At 65.8% G+C, this 15064-nt stretch carries 13 protein-coding genes; 11 read left to right on the forward strand and 2 right to left on the reverse strand.

What is annotated here, in order from left to right; genetic code table 11:
* Position 1 precedes the first annotated feature (1 nt).
* Positions 2–1120 (forward strand): DNA polymerase III subunit beta, encoded by a 1119-nt coding sequence (gene dnaN, locus LO787_RS25475; protein ID WP_232493749.1) that lies wholly within the window; start codon positions 2–4, stop codon positions 1118–1120.
* Positions 1121–1298: 178 nt separating this feature from the next.
* Entirely contained in the window at positions 1299–2483 is a 1185-nt protein-coding gene (chrA, locus tag LO787_RS25480) for a chromate efflux transporter (RefSeq protein WP_232493750.1), read from the forward strand.
* Between the two features lie 18 nt (positions 2484–2501).
* On the opposite strand, the gene LO787_RS25485 is transcribed toward chrA, so the two are convergent.
* Positions 2502–3806, reverse strand: coding sequence for an FAD-dependent oxidoreductase (locus LO787_RS25485; RefSeq protein WP_232493751.1), 1305 nt, complete (start codon positions 3804–3806; stop codon positions 2502–2504).
* Between the two features lie 184 nt (positions 3807–3990).
* Between LO787_RS25485 and LO787_RS25490 the strand changes: the two genes are divergently transcribed.
* The 7 genes from LO787_RS25490 (at position 3991) to LO787_RS25520 (ending at position 11334) form a co-directional block, all read left to right on the forward strand.
* The gene (locus LO787_RS25490; RefSeq protein ID WP_232493752.1) at positions 3991–6726 is read left to right on the forward strand and encodes an EAL domain-containing protein; all 2736 of its coding nucleotides are present in this window, start codon (positions 3991–3993) and stop codon (positions 6724–6726) included.
* A 76-nt stretch (positions 6727–6802) separates the two neighbouring features.
* Positions 6803–8605 (forward strand): translation elongation factor 4, encoded by a 1803-nt coding sequence (lepA, locus tag LO787_RS25495; protein ID WP_232493753.1) that lies wholly within the window; start codon positions 6803–6805, stop codon positions 8603–8605.
* 209 nt (positions 8606–8814) lie between these two features.
* Complete coding sequence (locus LO787_RS25500; RefSeq protein WP_232493754.1) at positions 8815–9375, forward strand: helix-turn-helix transcriptional regulator; 561 nt, start codon at positions 8815–8817, stop codon at positions 9373–9375.
* 75 nt (positions 9376–9450) lie between these two features.
* On the forward strand, positions 9451–9783 hold the full coding sequence (locus LO787_RS25505; protein ID WP_232493755.1) for a hypothetical protein: 333 nt from the start codon (positions 9451–9453) through the stop codon (positions 9781–9783).
* A gap of 39 nt (positions 9784–9822) precedes the next feature.
* Positions 9823–10350, forward strand: coding sequence for a hypothetical protein (locus LO787_RS25510; protein ID WP_232493756.1), 528 nt, complete (start codon positions 9823–9825; stop codon positions 10348–10350).
* Positions 10351–10472: 122 nt separating this feature from the next.
* Entirely contained in the window at positions 10473–10886 is a 414-nt protein-coding gene (locus tag LO787_RS25515) for a JAB domain-containing protein (RefSeq protein WP_232493757.1), read from the forward strand.
* Positions 10887–11010: 124 nt separating this feature from the next.
* Complete coding sequence (locus LO787_RS25520) at positions 11011–11334, forward strand: MoaF-related domain-containing protein (RefSeq protein ID WP_232493758.1); 324 nt, start codon at positions 11011–11013, stop codon at positions 11332–11334.
* A gap of 54 nt (positions 11335–11388) precedes the next feature.
* Here LO787_RS25520 and LO787_RS25525 read toward each other — a convergent pair whose 3' ends face one another.
* Entirely contained in the window at positions 11389–13449 is a 2061-nt protein-coding gene (locus LO787_RS25525; protein ID WP_232493759.1) for a TonB-dependent receptor plug domain-containing protein, read from the reverse strand.
* A 124-nt stretch (positions 13450–13573) separates the two neighbouring features.
* Here LO787_RS25525 and LO787_RS25530 point away from each other — a divergent pair, with 124 nt between their 5' ends.
* Together LO787_RS25530 and LO787_RS25535 are read left to right on the forward strand one after the other, a co-directional pair.
* Complete coding sequence (locus LO787_RS25530) at positions 13574–14107, forward strand: hypothetical protein (RefSeq protein WP_232493760.1); 534 nt, start codon at positions 13574–13576, stop codon at positions 14105–14107.
* A complete protein-coding gene (locus tag LO787_RS25535; RefSeq protein WP_232493761.1) occupies positions 14104–15063 on the forward strand; it encodes a cytochrome-c peroxidase in 960 nt (319 codons plus the stop codon). The genes LO787_RS25530 and LO787_RS25535 overlap by 4 nt, the downstream gene beginning before the upstream one ends.
* Position 15064: the final 1 nt, after the last annotated feature.

Here is a 15064-nt window from a genome sequence, read left to right on the forward strand (position 1 = left end):
CATGAAGGCCACTATCGAACGTTCCACGCTGCTGCGCTGCCTTTCTCACGTGCAGTCGGTCGTCGAGCGCCGCAATACCATTCCGATCCTGTCGAACGTGCTGATCGAGGCGTCCGCGGGTGGCTCGCTCAAGATCATGGCGACCGACCTCGACCTCCAGGTGGTCGAGACGCTGGGCGCCGTTGCGGTGGAGCAGGCGGGGGCGATCACGGTTTCCGCGCACCTGCTGTTCGACATCGCACGCAAGCTGCCCGAAGGCAGCCAGGTGAGCCTCGATTCGGCGGACAACCGCATGGTGGTGAAGGCCGGTCGCAGCCGCTTCCAGCTGCCGACGCTGCCGCGCGACGACTTCCCGATGATCGCGGAAGGCGAACTGCCGACCAGCTTCGAGATTTCGGCCGCCACGCTCGCGCAGCTGATCGACCGCACCCGCTTCGCGATCTCCACCGAGGAGACGCGCTACTACCTCAACGGCATCTTTCTGCATGTCAGTGACGAGGAACTGAAGGCCGCCGCCACCGATGGCCACCGCCTCGCGCGCTTCACCATCGCGCGTCCGGACGGTTCGGAGGGCATGCCTGACGTGATCGTGCCGCGTAAGTGCGTGGGCGAACTGCGCAAGCTTCTGGAAGAGGCGCTGGACACCAACGTCCTCGTCGACCTGTCGGCCAGCAAGATCCGCTTCACGCTCGGCGGCGAGCATGGCGTGGTGCTGACCAGCAAGCTGATCGACGGCACGTTCCCGGACTATACGCGCGTCATCCCGACCGCCAACGACAAGCTGCTCAAGGTCGATCCCAAGAGCTTCTTCCAGGGCGTGGACCGCGTGGCGACCATCGCCACCGAAAAGACCCGCGCGGTGAAGATGGCGCTCGACAACGATCGCGTGACGCTTTCGGTCACCTCGCCCGACAACGGCACCGCAGCTGAGGAAGTACCCGCGCAGTACGCTTCGGACGGCTTCGAGATCGGCTTCAACGCCAACTATCTCAAGGACATCCTCGGCCAGATCGACGGCGACACGGTGGAACTCCACCTTGCCGACGCCGCCGCGCCGACGCTGATCCGTCAGGACGAGAAGAGCCCCGCGCTTTACGTGCTGATGCCGATGCGCGTCTGACCTTCGGGTTTTGGAACAGGGAAAGGGCCGGGGCGAAAGCTCCGGCCTTTTTCGTTCAGGCCCTCTTTCGCGCCGGACGCGCGATGGTATGAATGCGCCACGGGCAGTGCGGACGCCCGTTCAGACGGCGATTCGTCCAAGTTCCGCTCCTTGGGCCGTTTTGCGGCAGGAGCGTGCAATGACGACGAATATCGAGGCCAGTCCTCCCCGGATCACCCTGCCAGCACTGTTCCTCAAGTTCCTGCGCTTCGGCTGCCTCGCCTTTGGCGGGCCGGTCGCGCAGATCGCCATGGTGCGTCAGGCGCTGGTGGAGGAGGAGCGCTGGATATCTCCAGCGCGCTTCAACCGCCTGCTCGCGATCATGCAGGTGCTGCCGGGGCCGGAGGCGCATGAGCTTTGCGTCCACATGGGAATGATGGCGCGCGGGCGGGTCGGCGGCTTGCTGGCGGGGCTGGGCTTCATGCTGCCGGGCTTCGTGCTGATGCTGCTCGCGGGCTGGGCCTATCGCGACTGGATCGTCGGCAGCCCCGGCGCGGCGAGCGCGTTCCTCGGCGTGCAGATCGTGGTTCTGGCGATCATCGCACGAGCCGTGCATCGGATCGGCGGACATGTGCTGGAAGACCGGCTGCTAATCCTGCTGGCGCTACTGAGCTTCGTGGCGACGCTCGCTTCGGTGCCGTTCTGGCTGCCCTTGGTCGCCGCAGGGCTTGCCTATGGCTTCGCAGCGAGGCGAGTGGCGATGATCGGCATTCTGGTCGCCGCCGCGCTATTGGCCGTGCTGCTCCATGGAGGGGCGAGCACGCATGTCCTCGCCTCGTCCGCAGCGAAGGCCACCGTGCCGCTACTGTTCATTGCGGGCCTCAAGGGCGGACTGCTGACCTTCGGCGGGGCCTATACCGCCATTCCCTATGTGCGTGGCGATACCGTGGGGCGCGGCTGGCTTACCGATGGGTCGTTCCTCGACGGCGTGGCGCTGGCGGGCGTGCTCCCTGCGCCGCTGGTGATCTTCGCGACGTTCGCAGGCTATGTCGTGGGCGGCGTGGCCGGAGCCGTGGCGATCACGGCAGGCATGTTCCTGCCCGCGTTCGCGTTCTCGATGATCTTCTTCGAGCGGCTGGAAGCGATTGTCGAGAACCCCGCGCTGCATCGCATCCTCGCGGGCGTCGCCGCAGCGGTGGTGGGCGTTATCGCCGCCACCCTGCTGCAACTGGGTGCCGCCGTGCTGGATCGCACGACTGACCTGATCGCAGGCGGCTTGATCCTCGCCGTAGGCCTCATCGCCGTCTGGCGGCTCAAGGGGCCGTGGGTAACGCCCGTGCTGGTGATCGCGGCGGCCGTGGCCGGTCTGGCGCTGACGCCCTGACCGGCCGGAGGGGCGGGTTCAGACCCGCCCGGTCGCCTCGATCATCTTGTCCACCTCGACGAACTTCTCGCGCGGCGCGCCGGTGCGGGCGGCGGCGACTTCGGCCTCGTCGATCTTCTGCCAGTCGGTGAACTTGACCACCTGCAGGCCGCGCCGCTCGGCAAGGGTGTCGAAGCCGGGGCGACCGGGCTTGCCGGAATCGCCGGGGATGTCGACGGCAACCTTCTCGATGATCGCGAAGCCGTCGGGTCGGTTGGTGCCGATCGTCCCGGTCGGCCCGCGCCGGGCCCAGCCGACGCAGTAGAGGCCCGGCGCGATGCGGCCCTCTTCGTTCGCGAAGCGGCCGCCCTGTTCGTCGTAGGGGACGTCGGGGATCGGCGAGGTCTGGTAGCCGATGCAGGCGATCACCATGCCTGCGGGAATGCGGTAGGTCTCGCCCGTGCCTACGGCCTTGCCATCGACGAGCCGGGTGCGTTCGACCTCGACCGCCTCGACCCTGCCTTCGCCGAGGATGGCGCGGGGGGCGGCGAAGAAGTCGAACTCCACGGTCACGTCGTCAGGCCGGTTGTCCTCGTTGGCGGCGAAGGCGCGCAGGTGGCCGAGCGACTTGCGCAGGCCCGTATCCAACCCGGCATCCGCCTCGACGGGTGGCAGGTCGGCTGCATCGACGACCGGATGCGCGCGCGACAGCTTGGCGAGCTCGCTCAGTTCCTTGGGCGTCATCGCGATCTGGTGCGGCCCCCGGCGACCGAGGATGACGATGCGCCGCACCGCCGAATCGTGCAGCCCGGCAAGGGCATGGGCGACGATGTCGGAATCGGCGAGCTCGTCCTCCGACTTGGCGAGGATGCGCGCCACGTCGAGCGCCACGTTGCCGTTGCCGACGACGACGGCGGTCTGGTGCGACAGGTCGGGATGGAGCCCTGCGAACTGCGGATGGCCGTTGTACCAGCCGACGAATGCCGCCGAGCCGAAGACGTTGGGCAGTTCCTCGCCGGGAAGGCCCAGCTTGCGGTCATGCGGCGCACCCGTGGCGAGGATCACCGCGTCGTAGAGCTCCTGCAATTCCGCCACGGAAAGATCGCGGCCGAGCATCACGTTGCCGACGAAGCGCACGTTGCGGGTGAGGGCAGTGCTCTCATAGCGGCGCGCGACGGCCTTGATGGACTGGTGGTCGGGCGCAACGCCGGTGCGGATCAACCCGAAGGGCACGGGCAGGGTGTCGAAGATATCGACGCGGACCTCGTCGCCCCACTGCTTGAGCGCGGCTTCGGCGGTATAGTAGCCCGCCGGACCCGATCCGACGATGGCGATGTGCCGCATGGCTATGTCTCCCGTCTGTGGACCGGCTTCGTCGCCGGCCGGTTGCAGTGAAGCAAGCACGGCGACGAAGCCGGGGCAAGTGAAATGCTTGGCGCAAGTGATCGTTGCGCAAAGCCCGGCCAGTCGTGGCGAACAGGGCGCGGCTTAACGCTTTCGCAATGGCGTCAAGGGCATGGTCGCGGACATGGCGAAACTAGGTCTGCGTGGTGAACGACAGGCGGCGCACTCGGGCGCCGGAGGCGGGCGCGTGCCCGAATCGAGCGTGCCCGATGACGATCCAACGGCCGGATCGGCGGAGGAGGCGAGCACGCCTGCGCCTTCGGCCGTCGGCGGTTTCGCGCGCTTCCGCGCCCGTCCCGGCGTGGAGGACATGCTCCATTACCTGACCTGCCGCCGCTGGTTGCTGATGGCTCCGGGGCTGCTGCTTTGCGCGGTCCTGATGAGCCTGATTTCGGGCGCGTTTCCCGATGCCGTCTCTGCGGCCTGTTTGGCACTCGGCATGACGCTCTGCCTTCCGGCGACGCTTTACGCCCGGCTGGAGCGGCGGATCGCGCATGACGGCTGGCAGCGTTATCCGCTGCTCGTTCTCGCGGTCGTCCTGCCGATGGGCCTTTTCGGCTTCGGAGCCGCACGCTGGACCCACCTGCATCCCGGCCTCGGCTGGGAAGTCACGGTCAACATCTACGTCATCGCCATCCTCATGGCGACCGCGCTGCTGCAAAGCCGCCTGACCTCGGTCGTCGGCGCGACGATCGGGTTGTGGGGCGGCGCCTCGCTGTTCGGTGGCTCGATCGCCGCGTTCACGCTGCTGGCCATCGGCGGCCTCATTGGTCTGATGATGGCGATCAGCCAGGCGCGCGCGGCGTCCTCCGAATCGCTCCACTTTGCCGAGCGCGAGCGGGAGCAGCGCCGGGCGGAGCAGCTCCTGCACGAATACGAGCAGACGGGGCAGGGCTGGTTCTGGGAGACCGACCGACAGGGCCGCATCACATACGTCTCGAACACCATTGCCCGGCTGCTGGGCCGCGACGTCTCCGACCTCGAAGGCAAGCCGTTCACCGGCCTGTTCATGCTGGAAGCGGCGGGGCAGCAGGGCGAGAGGACGCTGGTGTTCCACCTCAACACGCGCTCCTCGTTCCAGGATCTCGGCGTCCGAGCCGCGACCGGCGAGCGGGACGAACGGTGGTGGTCGATCTCGGGTCGTCCGGTGCTGGACCAGTTCAACAATTTCATGGGCTTTCGCGGCTCGGGCACGGACCTGACCGAGAAGCGCCGCTCGCAGGCGCATGTCACGCAGCTGGCGCGCTTCGATTCGCTGACCAAGCTCGCCAACCGCTTCCAGATGTCGGAATGGCTGGAGAAGATCCTCACCAGCCCGCGCATCGAGACACGAGCCTGCGCGGTGTTCCTGCTCGACCTCGACCGGTTCAAGGCGGTCAACGACACGATGGGACATCCGGCGGGCGACGCCCTGCTCAAGCAGGTCGCGGAGCGTCTCGGCACCACCGTGGGCGACCGTGGCCGTGTCGGGCGTCTTGGTGGCGACGAGTTCCAGGTCATCCTCCACGGAGCACAGAACCGCGAGGGTCTCGCCCATCTGGCGCGCCGCATCATCGAGAACCTGTCGCAGCCCTACACCATAGAGGGCGCGCGCGTTGTCATCGGCGCCTCGGTCGGCATCGCGCTGTGTCCGGACGACGGCATGACGTCGGACGCGCTGATCCGCAACGCGGACCTCGCACTCTATGCGGCCAAGGGCGGGGGGCGCGGGCGACATCACTTCTATGACGAGGATCTGCACTCCGACGCCAAGGAGCGGCAGCAGCTCGAACAGGATCTGCGCGACGCCATCGCCAGCGGCTCGCTGGAACTGCACTACCAGCCGCAGGTGCGCACCACGACCGAGCGGATCACCGGCTACGAAGCGCTGTTGCGCTGGAACCATCCGGTCCACGGCTACATCTCGCCCGCCAAGTTCGTGCCGGTGGCCGAGGAAACCGGCTTGGTTGCGCAGATCGGCGAATGGGCGCTGCGCACCGCCTGCGCCGACCTCGCGAAGTGGCCCGAGGAAGTTCGCGTGGCGGTCAACGTCTCGCCGCTGCAGTTCGCCAACCCGGCGCTCCCGGCCATCGTCACCAGCGCCATCGCGGGGGCTGGCATCTCTCCCTCCCGACTGGAGCTGGAGATCACCGAGAGCGTCTTCCTCAGCGACGACAAGACCACCGAGGCCATGTTCAGCGCGCTCAAGAACCTTGGCGTCCGGCTGGCGCTCGACGATTTCGGGACGGGCTATTCGTCGCTCGGCTATCTGAAGAAGGCACCGTTCGACAAGATCAAGATCGACCAGAGCTTCGTGCGCGGCGCGACCATTCAGGGCAGCCGCAACGGGGCGATCATCTCCTCGATCGTGAACCTCGCCGAAGCACTCGGCATGGAGACCACGGCGGAAGGCGTCGAGACGCTGGACGAGCTGGATCTCGTGCGGATGCTGGGATGCAGCCATGTTCAGGGCTACATCTACGAACGCGCGCTGACGGCACCCGCCGTGGCGGCGCAACTGGCGCAGGGTCTCATCGCGGTCGCCAAGGGCCCGCGCTCCGCTCGCCCGCCGCGCCAGACGATGCTGCGCAAGGTCGTGCTGGAGCACGGCTCACACACTTACGACGGGACGATCCGCAACATCTCCCAGACCGGGGCGATGATCGAGGGGCTGTGGAATGTGCCGGTGGGCACGAACTTCGGCGTCCACCTGTCCGAAGGCTATGTCGTCATGGCGACTTCGCGCTGGTGCAAGGAGGATCGCCTCGGCCTCGAATTCGCGCAGGCGCTGGAACTCGACGACAACGGCGCGGTCCAGTTCATGCCCGCGCGGATGCGGCGGGAACGGGCTGAGGGCGGCTTGTTGCGCCGCACTGCATGATTTGATCGCCGTTTTTCGCATTTTCCCGGCGCAGGGGTGATTTCACACCGGCGGAAAATGCTCTAACGGCGCTTCCATGACCGAACTCGCGCAGATCCGTAACTTCAGCATCATTGCCCACATCGACCATGGCAAGTCGACCCTCGCCGACCGTCTGATCCAGACCACCGGCGGCCTGTCCGAGCGCGAGATGAGCGCGCAGGTGCTCGACAACATGGACATCGAGAAGGAACGCGGCATCACCATCAAGGCGCAGACCGTGCGCCTGAACTACACCGCGTCCGACGGGCTGACCTATGAGCTGAACCTCATGGACACGCCTGGCCACGTCGACTTCGCCTACGAAGTCAGCCGCAGCCTTGCCGCCTGCGAAGGCGCGCTGCTGGTGGTCGACGCGGCGCAGGGCGTGGAAGCGCAGACGCTCGCGAACGTCTACCAGTCGATCGAGCACGACCATGAGATCGTGCCCGTCATCAACAAGATCGACCTCCCTGCCGCCGAACCTGAGAAGGTGCGCAACGAGATCGAGGAAGTGATCGGGATCGACGCTTCCGAGGCCGTCATGGCGAGCGCGAAGTCGGGCATCGGCATCGCCGAAGTGCTCGAAGCCGTCGTCAGGAAGATCCCGCCGCCGAAGGGCGAGCGCGACAAGCCGCTCAAGGCGATGCTGGTCGATTCGTGGTACGACCCGTACCTCGGCGTCGTTATTCTGGTGCGCGTCATCGACGGCGTCATCAAGAAGGGCCTCGCGGTCAAGTTCATGCAGGGCGGAACCGACCATCTGGTCGACCGCGTCGGCTGCTTCACGCCCAAGCGCATCGACCTGCCCGAACTAGGCCCGGGCGAGATCGGCTTCATCACCGCGCAGATCAAGGAAGTCGAACAGGCCAAGGTCGGCGACACCATCACCACCGTGAAGCAGGGCGCCACCGAGGCGCTGCCGGGCTACAAGGAAGTGCAGCCGGTGGTGTTCTGCGGCCTGTTCCCGGTCGATGCCAACGACTTCGAAAAGCTGCGCGAATCGATCGGCAAGCTGCGTCTCAACGACGCCTCGTTCAGCTTCGAAATGGAATCGAGCGCGGCGCTGGGCTTCGGTTTCCGCTGCGGCTTCCTCGGCCTGCTGCATCTGGAGATCATCCAGGAACGCCTCAGCCGCGAATACGACCTCGACCTCATCACCACGGCGCCTTCGGTGGTCTATCGTCTGACGATGACTGACGGCAGCGTGAAGGAACTGCACAACCCCTCCGACATGCCCGATCCGGTCAAGATCGACTTCATGGAGGAGCCGTGGATCAAGGCGGTGATCTACACGCCGGACGAGTATCTCGGCTCGATCCTCAAGCTATGCCAGGACCGTCGCGGTATCCAGAAGGATCTCACGTATGTCGGCGGCCGCGCGCAGGTGACTTATGATCTGCCGCTCAATGAAGTGGTGTTCGACTTTTACGATCGCCTGAAGTCGATCAGCCGCGGCTACGCCAGCTTCGACTACGAGCAGACCGGGCTTCAGGAGGGGGACCTCGTGATGATGAACATCCTCGTCAACAACGAGCCGGTCGATGCGCTGTCGATGATCGTCCATCGCAGCCAGGCCGAACCGCGCGGGCGCGCGCTGGTCGAACGGCTCAAGGAACTGATCCCGCGCCACATGTTCAAGGTGCCGATCCAGGCCGCAATCGGGGCCAAGGTCATCGCGCGCGAGACGATCAGCGCCATGCGCAAGGACGTGACCGCCAAGTGCTATGGCGGCGACATCAGCCGCAAGAAGAAGCTCCTCGACAAGCAGAAGGAAGGCAAGAAGCGCATGCGCGAATACGGCAACGTCCAGATTCCGCAGGAAGCCTTCATCGCCGCCCTCCGGATGGGCGAGGAATAATTTTTTCCTCACCCGTTACGGGTCCAGCTTTCCAGCAGCGTTAATTAACCTGCGACACGGCGGGTGCCCTGTCGTGTCGCAGTAGCGCTAACCGGACGAACGGCGGCGCTGTTGCGTGGAAAATACGGTCGGCCGAAGGTGCGGGGCTTGAACAGCTCCGGCACCGAGGCCAATTCATTCACGGAGGCGGGGCAGGTCTCTGGCAGGGCATGGTGAATAGCGATCGTCAGGAACAGATGCCGCTTCGCGCAGTAGAGGGCGCCACGCTGCTGCACATCTTCCCGGGACTGACACCCAAGCAGCATGAGGTGCTGCGATACGTGTCGGAAAACCGGACCAGCAAGGAAATCGCCTGGGAACTCGGCATCTCCGAGAGTGCGGTGAACCAGCGCATCGAAGGCGTGCGCATCCGTACAGGGTCGCCGCCTCGGGCCGAACTCGCACGCGCTTACAGGCAGTATCTGCTGGAAGTGGCGGCAGCCTGTAATCCGATACCAGATAAGATTCCTCAGGTTCCCGAAGTCCAGTCCGATCCGGCAATCGGGGCTCAGGACGACAGGGCAGTGCCGCTCACTCTCTCGGATGCCATGACCTACACGGTCACGGCGCCGTGGCAGCGGGAGAGTTACGGCCAGGTCGTCCCGGAGGTGCTCGATGGAGCAAACGCCGGGCTCAGTCGGACCGCAGCGATGGTTGCCATCGCCGTGGGCATGCTGCTGGCAGCGATGGTCGCGCTTGGCGTGGTCCGCGCGCTGGCAGACCTGATCTGACGGCCTTGTTCCAGCCTCCTGCATCCAGGTTATGGGTCGCACCGCAAGAGCCGGCGCGGCCTCAGGGGGATACCCATGTCCATTTCCATTGCGGCCGCCACGGCCCGAATTGCACGACAGCTTCCCGAAGCGGAACTTTCCCTCGACTCAGCACTGCTCGCCTCGGCGCGGCTGATGGAGTCCATGATCCTCGCCCGCGGGGCCGAGGGCATTCAGGTCTTCACCGGTCAGACCGCGCTGATGCGTCTCGCCAAGGCGCAGCGCACCCTTATCGAGAGTCAGAACGACATGATGCGCGTTCACCAGGAACTGCGCGAGATTGGTCGCGAGGTGAAGGCTGTCGGCGACGACGCCGGCAGCTGCCCTACCGAGCCTGCAGGCAGCGCGGATCTTCGCATCGTCGCCTGACATGTACCGGTATCCGGCCGGGATCGCGAGGGCAGCGGCATGCCTGAGCAATCCTGGCTGGAGTTCCTCTGGTATCACAAGGATAAGGCGCAGTTCGTCGTCTATGCCCTGCTGTTTATCTACTGCCTGCGTCGCGCGGCTGCGCCTGAGCGTATTCTCTCTGGCGTGCTGTTCACGATGCTCGTGGTGGACAAGCTGCACCATTTCGCGCTGGGCGGGTCGTTCCTCGTCCGGCACACCAATATCGGGCATCTGGCGATCGACGTGCTCGTCATGGCGTGCACGTTCACGATCGCGCTCCATGCCAACCGGGTCTATCCGCTGTGGATAGCGGGGGCGCAGATCATCGCGCTGTTCGGCCACCTCTATCGCTTCACGCTGGAGGAGATCAACCGGTTCGCCTACGATGTGATGTCGATCACGCCATCGTACATCCAGTTCGTGGCGATGAGCCTGGGGGTCGCATATCACATGTCGCGGCACAGGAAGCTGGGCAGCTATCCGTCCTGGCGGCGCTCCTGGCCCCCTATGCCGGTCCCACAGGCGAGGACATCGCAAGGCGGCTGATCCGGCACTTCGGATCGCTGCGCACCATATATTCTGCGTCGATCGATGCTCTGCGCACTGCGCTCGCGGAGGCGGGGGAGGATCGCCCCGGCATCGCGGAAGCCATCGCCGCTGCCCGCCGCATGGCCGAAGCCGCTTCGCGCGAGGTTCTGCTCGGCGTGCCGATCGCTTCCGACACCAGCGCCTTCCATCGCTATCTCGTCACGCGGCTTGGCAGTCGGCGCGAGGAGTGCGTGCTGGTGTTCTTCTTCAACGAGGAAGGCGTCTACATCGCCGAGGACATCTATACCGGCGGGAAGCGATCCGAATGCCGGATACCGCTGCGCCGCACGGTGCGGCGCGCTTTCGATCTCGATGCGCGGCGTGTGGTGCTGGCGCACAACCATCCATCGGGCGCGGCAAGGCCAAGCGGTTGCGACATCGCGACGACCGCGCAGTTCCGGCAGGTCGTCGAGCCGCTGGAAATAAGGCTCGATGATCATTTCATCGTTGCCGGCAACAATGTCGCCAGCATGAGGATGCTGGGCATTTTCTAGGAGGGCACGGCCTCCGGTGGCCCGACAGCAGTTGGCCTATGCGAGGATTTATCTCGTTTAAGGTTCATCGTCCGGAGGTGGCGCATAGGATGGGCCGAAAACCGCGGCTTCGGAGTATCTGCGCATGACGACAGCGATCTTTCCGATGGCGGGCCTGAGTTTCGAGGTCGATTACGGTGATCTCAATGCGACGAACGCCTACGACAGCGATGGTCTGTCGATGACATACGCGATCACCGCGGGAGCATCCGAAGGCGCGACAGGCACCGTTTCGTTCGAGTGGCGAAGTCTGCCTGGAGGAGCCTATGCGATCTCGTGGCAGGAAGCGGATGGCGCGACAGTCACCCACATAGACGATTTCGAGGGACAGCGTTCGCTCTCGTTCTACACGACGCCCGATCTGCAGTTCTACCGCCTCGAAGGATCGCTGAAGCCATTCGCGTCCTGATCCGGCGGAACGGAGATGCGCCCGGATTCGCGCACCTCCGCTCGTCCGGTCAGTCTAGTTCTTGAGGCGCAGGCTCACGAACAGCGTGCGACCTGCCTCCGGATAGCCGTCGACCGTGGTGTAGTTCTCGTCGAACAGGTTGCGGCCGCCGATGCCGAGGGTGGCGAAGTCGGTCACATCGAAGTCCACGCGCAGGTTCGCCAGCGCGTAGCTGCCGATCTTGTAGTAGCGGGTGCCCGCGGTGTTCACCGTCCAGCGGCTCGACGCAACATCGAGGCTGGGGAGCACGCGCAGCGCCGGGATCGGCGACCACTCGGCCCAGACGAAGCCCGAGTGCTCCGGCACGCCGGTCGGGTGGAAGGCGGCGTTCGAGGGATCGTCCAGCTTGCGGTGGACCCAGCCATAGTTCGCGCCTGCGCGAAGCGTCTCGCCGATCTGCGCGGTCGCCGAGATTTCCCCGCCGTAGTAGTCGCCCGAACCGACATTGCGGCTCTGCGACACGGCGTTGTCGGTGCAGACGCCCGCCGGGGTGCAGGTGCGGTAGATGAACGGGAACGCGATGATCGCGTCATCCACCTTGGCGTACCAGCCCGTAGCCTCGACGCGCAGCGGCCCGAACTGGCGCGCGCCGCCCAGTTCGAACTGCGTCGCACGCTCGGCATCAAGGTTGGGGTTGGAGACGGCGCCGCCGAAGCGGGTGCTGAACCGCTCGAAGATGGTCGGGAACCGGGCGCGCGAGGACACCGAGAGATGCACGTCGGTATCGGCGTCGGGCGTCCACAGCAGCTGGCCCTGCGCGTTCCAGGCATCGCCGTTACGGATGGGGTAATAGATGAACGCGCCGCTGGTGTAGTCTTCCGCGCGGGCAAGATCGCGCCAATCGTAGCTGAAGCCCGCCACCAGTTCGAGCTGCGGGGTCAGCTTGTAGCCGTTCTCGATCGCGGCGCTGTAGGTGGTTTCTTCCGTGGTCTGCCACGGCTCCCACGCGCCGCTGGGGAAGCTCTGCTGGATCTCGCGGTGACGGTCGGAGCGGTAGTGGAACGAGATGCTCAGGCGCTCCGCCTCGCTGGGGCGCAGGTCGAGCTGGGCCGAGCCGCCATAGGCGCGATCGGAATAGGCGCTGTTGAACGAACTGCCGCGCGTTTGCGTGCTGAGGCGCGCATCGTCGAAGCTGTCGAGGCTGTTCTTGAAAGTGTTGTAGTAAATGCGCGTGCGCAGCGTCGCGATGTCGCCAAGCTGGGTGTTGGACAGGAAGTAGACGTTCTGGAGGTTCCAGTACGGCCAGGTCCAGTAGCGCAGGCCGGTGGTGTCGGAGACGTGGAGCGGGGCCAGCTTCTCGCCTTCCTGGCGGGTGAAGCTGATCGCGTATTCGTCGGTCGCGTTGGGCGTAAAGCCGACCTTGGCGTTGACGCGCCAGTCTTCGGAGCGGGAGAAATCGCGCTCGCCGCCGTCCTCGTTGCGGGCGGCGTCGAACTTGTTCGAGAGATCCCAGTGGTCGGTGAAGTTGCGTGCGTAGCTTGCCTGCGCGTACCACTTCTCATGCCGCGTTCCGAGCGAGACGAAGCCGGTGTAGCCCGCGTAGTCCACGTCGTTGTCGAGGTTCAGGCTGAAGCGCGCCTCGGCGTCCAGTTCCTTCTCGGGCTTGCGGGTGACGAGGTTGACCGCACCGCCCATCGCGCCGGGGCCGTTGAGGACCGAGACGTAGCCCTTGGCGACCTGGATCTCGGCGACGTCGGGCGTCAGGAAGCGGCCGTAGTCGAGCCGCCCGTCGGCGGGCAGGTAGACACGGATGCCGTCGATCGAAAGCGGCACCTGGAAACGGTCGAACCCGCGCACGAAGATCAGCCGCTCGTTGCGCGAATTGCCGGACAGGCCAGACGTGACGCCCGGGATCAGCTTGACCGCCTCGTCCAGCGTATCGCGCGAGAAGTCGTAGATCGCCTCGGCATTGACGGTGGTGGTCGTGATGTCGCTGTCCTGCACGCGCGGCGCGGTGACGACGATCTGGCCGAGGCCGAAGGTGTTGCCGGTGTCGGCAGGCTCGTCCGCCGCGAGGGCCGGTGCGCCCATGCACGCCAACGCAGCGGCCATTGCCGTGGTGATCCGGTATTTCATGATAATCCCCCTTGAACCGTATTCGAATTCGCGCTTGGAATGAATCTGTATACCGCCGTACATAATTACACCGGGCAGTACATAAATATATCCTTCTGTATATGGATAAAGCGGAGCCATGACCATGAGACGAATACTCGGCGTGACCCTTCTCGCAGTGCTGGCGTCGAGCCCGGTGCGCGCGGCGGAACCTATGGCGGAGCATGCGCCTTCGGCCTGCACGGCTCCGGCTTCGATCCCGGCCGATCTGTCCGGATGGAGTGCTGCGCACCAGCCACTCAAGGCTGCCGTGAAGGCATCGGCCGCAGGCACGGCGCTGCTGCGGCAGGGCGTGGCGGCGGACGCGACGCTCGCGGCGACGCCCAGGGTGGAATATGTGCTGGAGCCCGGAAAGCCCGGCGGTTCAGTTAGTTATGGCGGATTGTTCGCATTCGACGTTCCGCAGGCCGGTCGCTATCGCGTCGCGCAGAACGGGCGGTCATGGGTGGACGTGATCGTCGACGGCAAGGCCTCCACTTCGGTCGCGCACGGCCACGGGCCGGAGTGCTCGGGCATCACGAAGATGGTCGAGTACGACCTTCCGGCGGGCCGCCACCTGTTGCAGATCGCCGCCAATGGCGAGCAGGCGCTGACGGTGATGGTCGCGCCGGTCAAATGAGCCGGGGCGGGCGGCTCGCGCTGCTGCTGGCCGGTCTCGCGCTTGCGACGAGCGCGGGAGCCGCGAGGGACGACAAGGGCAGCGAAGAAGCGCGTGTCGCGCTGGGCAGGCGGCTGTTCCATGACGGCGACCTGTCGATCAACGGCACGCTCTCCTGCGCCACCTGCCACGATCCCCGCCACAGCTTCGCCGACGGCGTGCGTGCGCATCCGGGAGCGCATGGCGAGCCGGGACTGCGCAACGTCCCCTCGCTGGTGAACGTCGGCAGCTTTTCGCCGCTGACGTGGGGCAACGCCGACCTGACCACGCTGGAACTGCAGGCGCTGGTGCCGATCGCCGGGGAAGACCCGGTCGAGATGGGCATGAAGGGGCAGGAGGCCGAACTGGCGCGGCGGCTCTCGGCCAGCCCCTGCTATCGCAAGCTGTTCAAGGCGTCCTTCCCGCGCGATAAGGGACGGATCGACTTCGCGTCCGTATCTGCGGCACTGGCTGCGTTTCAGCGAACGATCGTCAGCCATGAGACCGCTTGGGATCGCGCGGCAGCGGGCGGCGCTTCCTTGCCCGAGGCGGCGGCACGCGGCGAGGCGCTGTTTCGCGGCAAGGGCGGGTGCGCGCAATGCCATTCGGGGCGCGAGTTCACCGACCTCGCCTTCCACCGCCTGGCCAATGAGCCGGAAGCTCCAGCGAACGGCGACCTCGGGCTGGCGCGTGTGACCGGGCGGATGGAGGATCGCGGCCGCTTCCGCACGCCCTCGCTCCGCAACGCGACGCTGACCGCGCCCTATCTCCACGATGGCAGCGCCGACACCTTGAGCGAGGCCATCGCCCGGCACGGCATGGCACTGTCGCCTGTCGAAACGGCCGACGTGGAGGCATTTCTGGGCGCGCTGACGGATACAGCGGTGACCGCCGATCCGCGCTACGCCCGCCCTGGCAAGGCCTGCGAGGTCTCCTGAG

This window comes from Novosphingobium kaempferiae (genome assembly GCF_021227995.1).
GTDB classification, from domain to species: domain Bacteria; phylum Pseudomonadota; class Alphaproteobacteria; order Sphingomonadales; family Sphingomonadaceae; genus Novosphingobium; species Novosphingobium kaempferiae.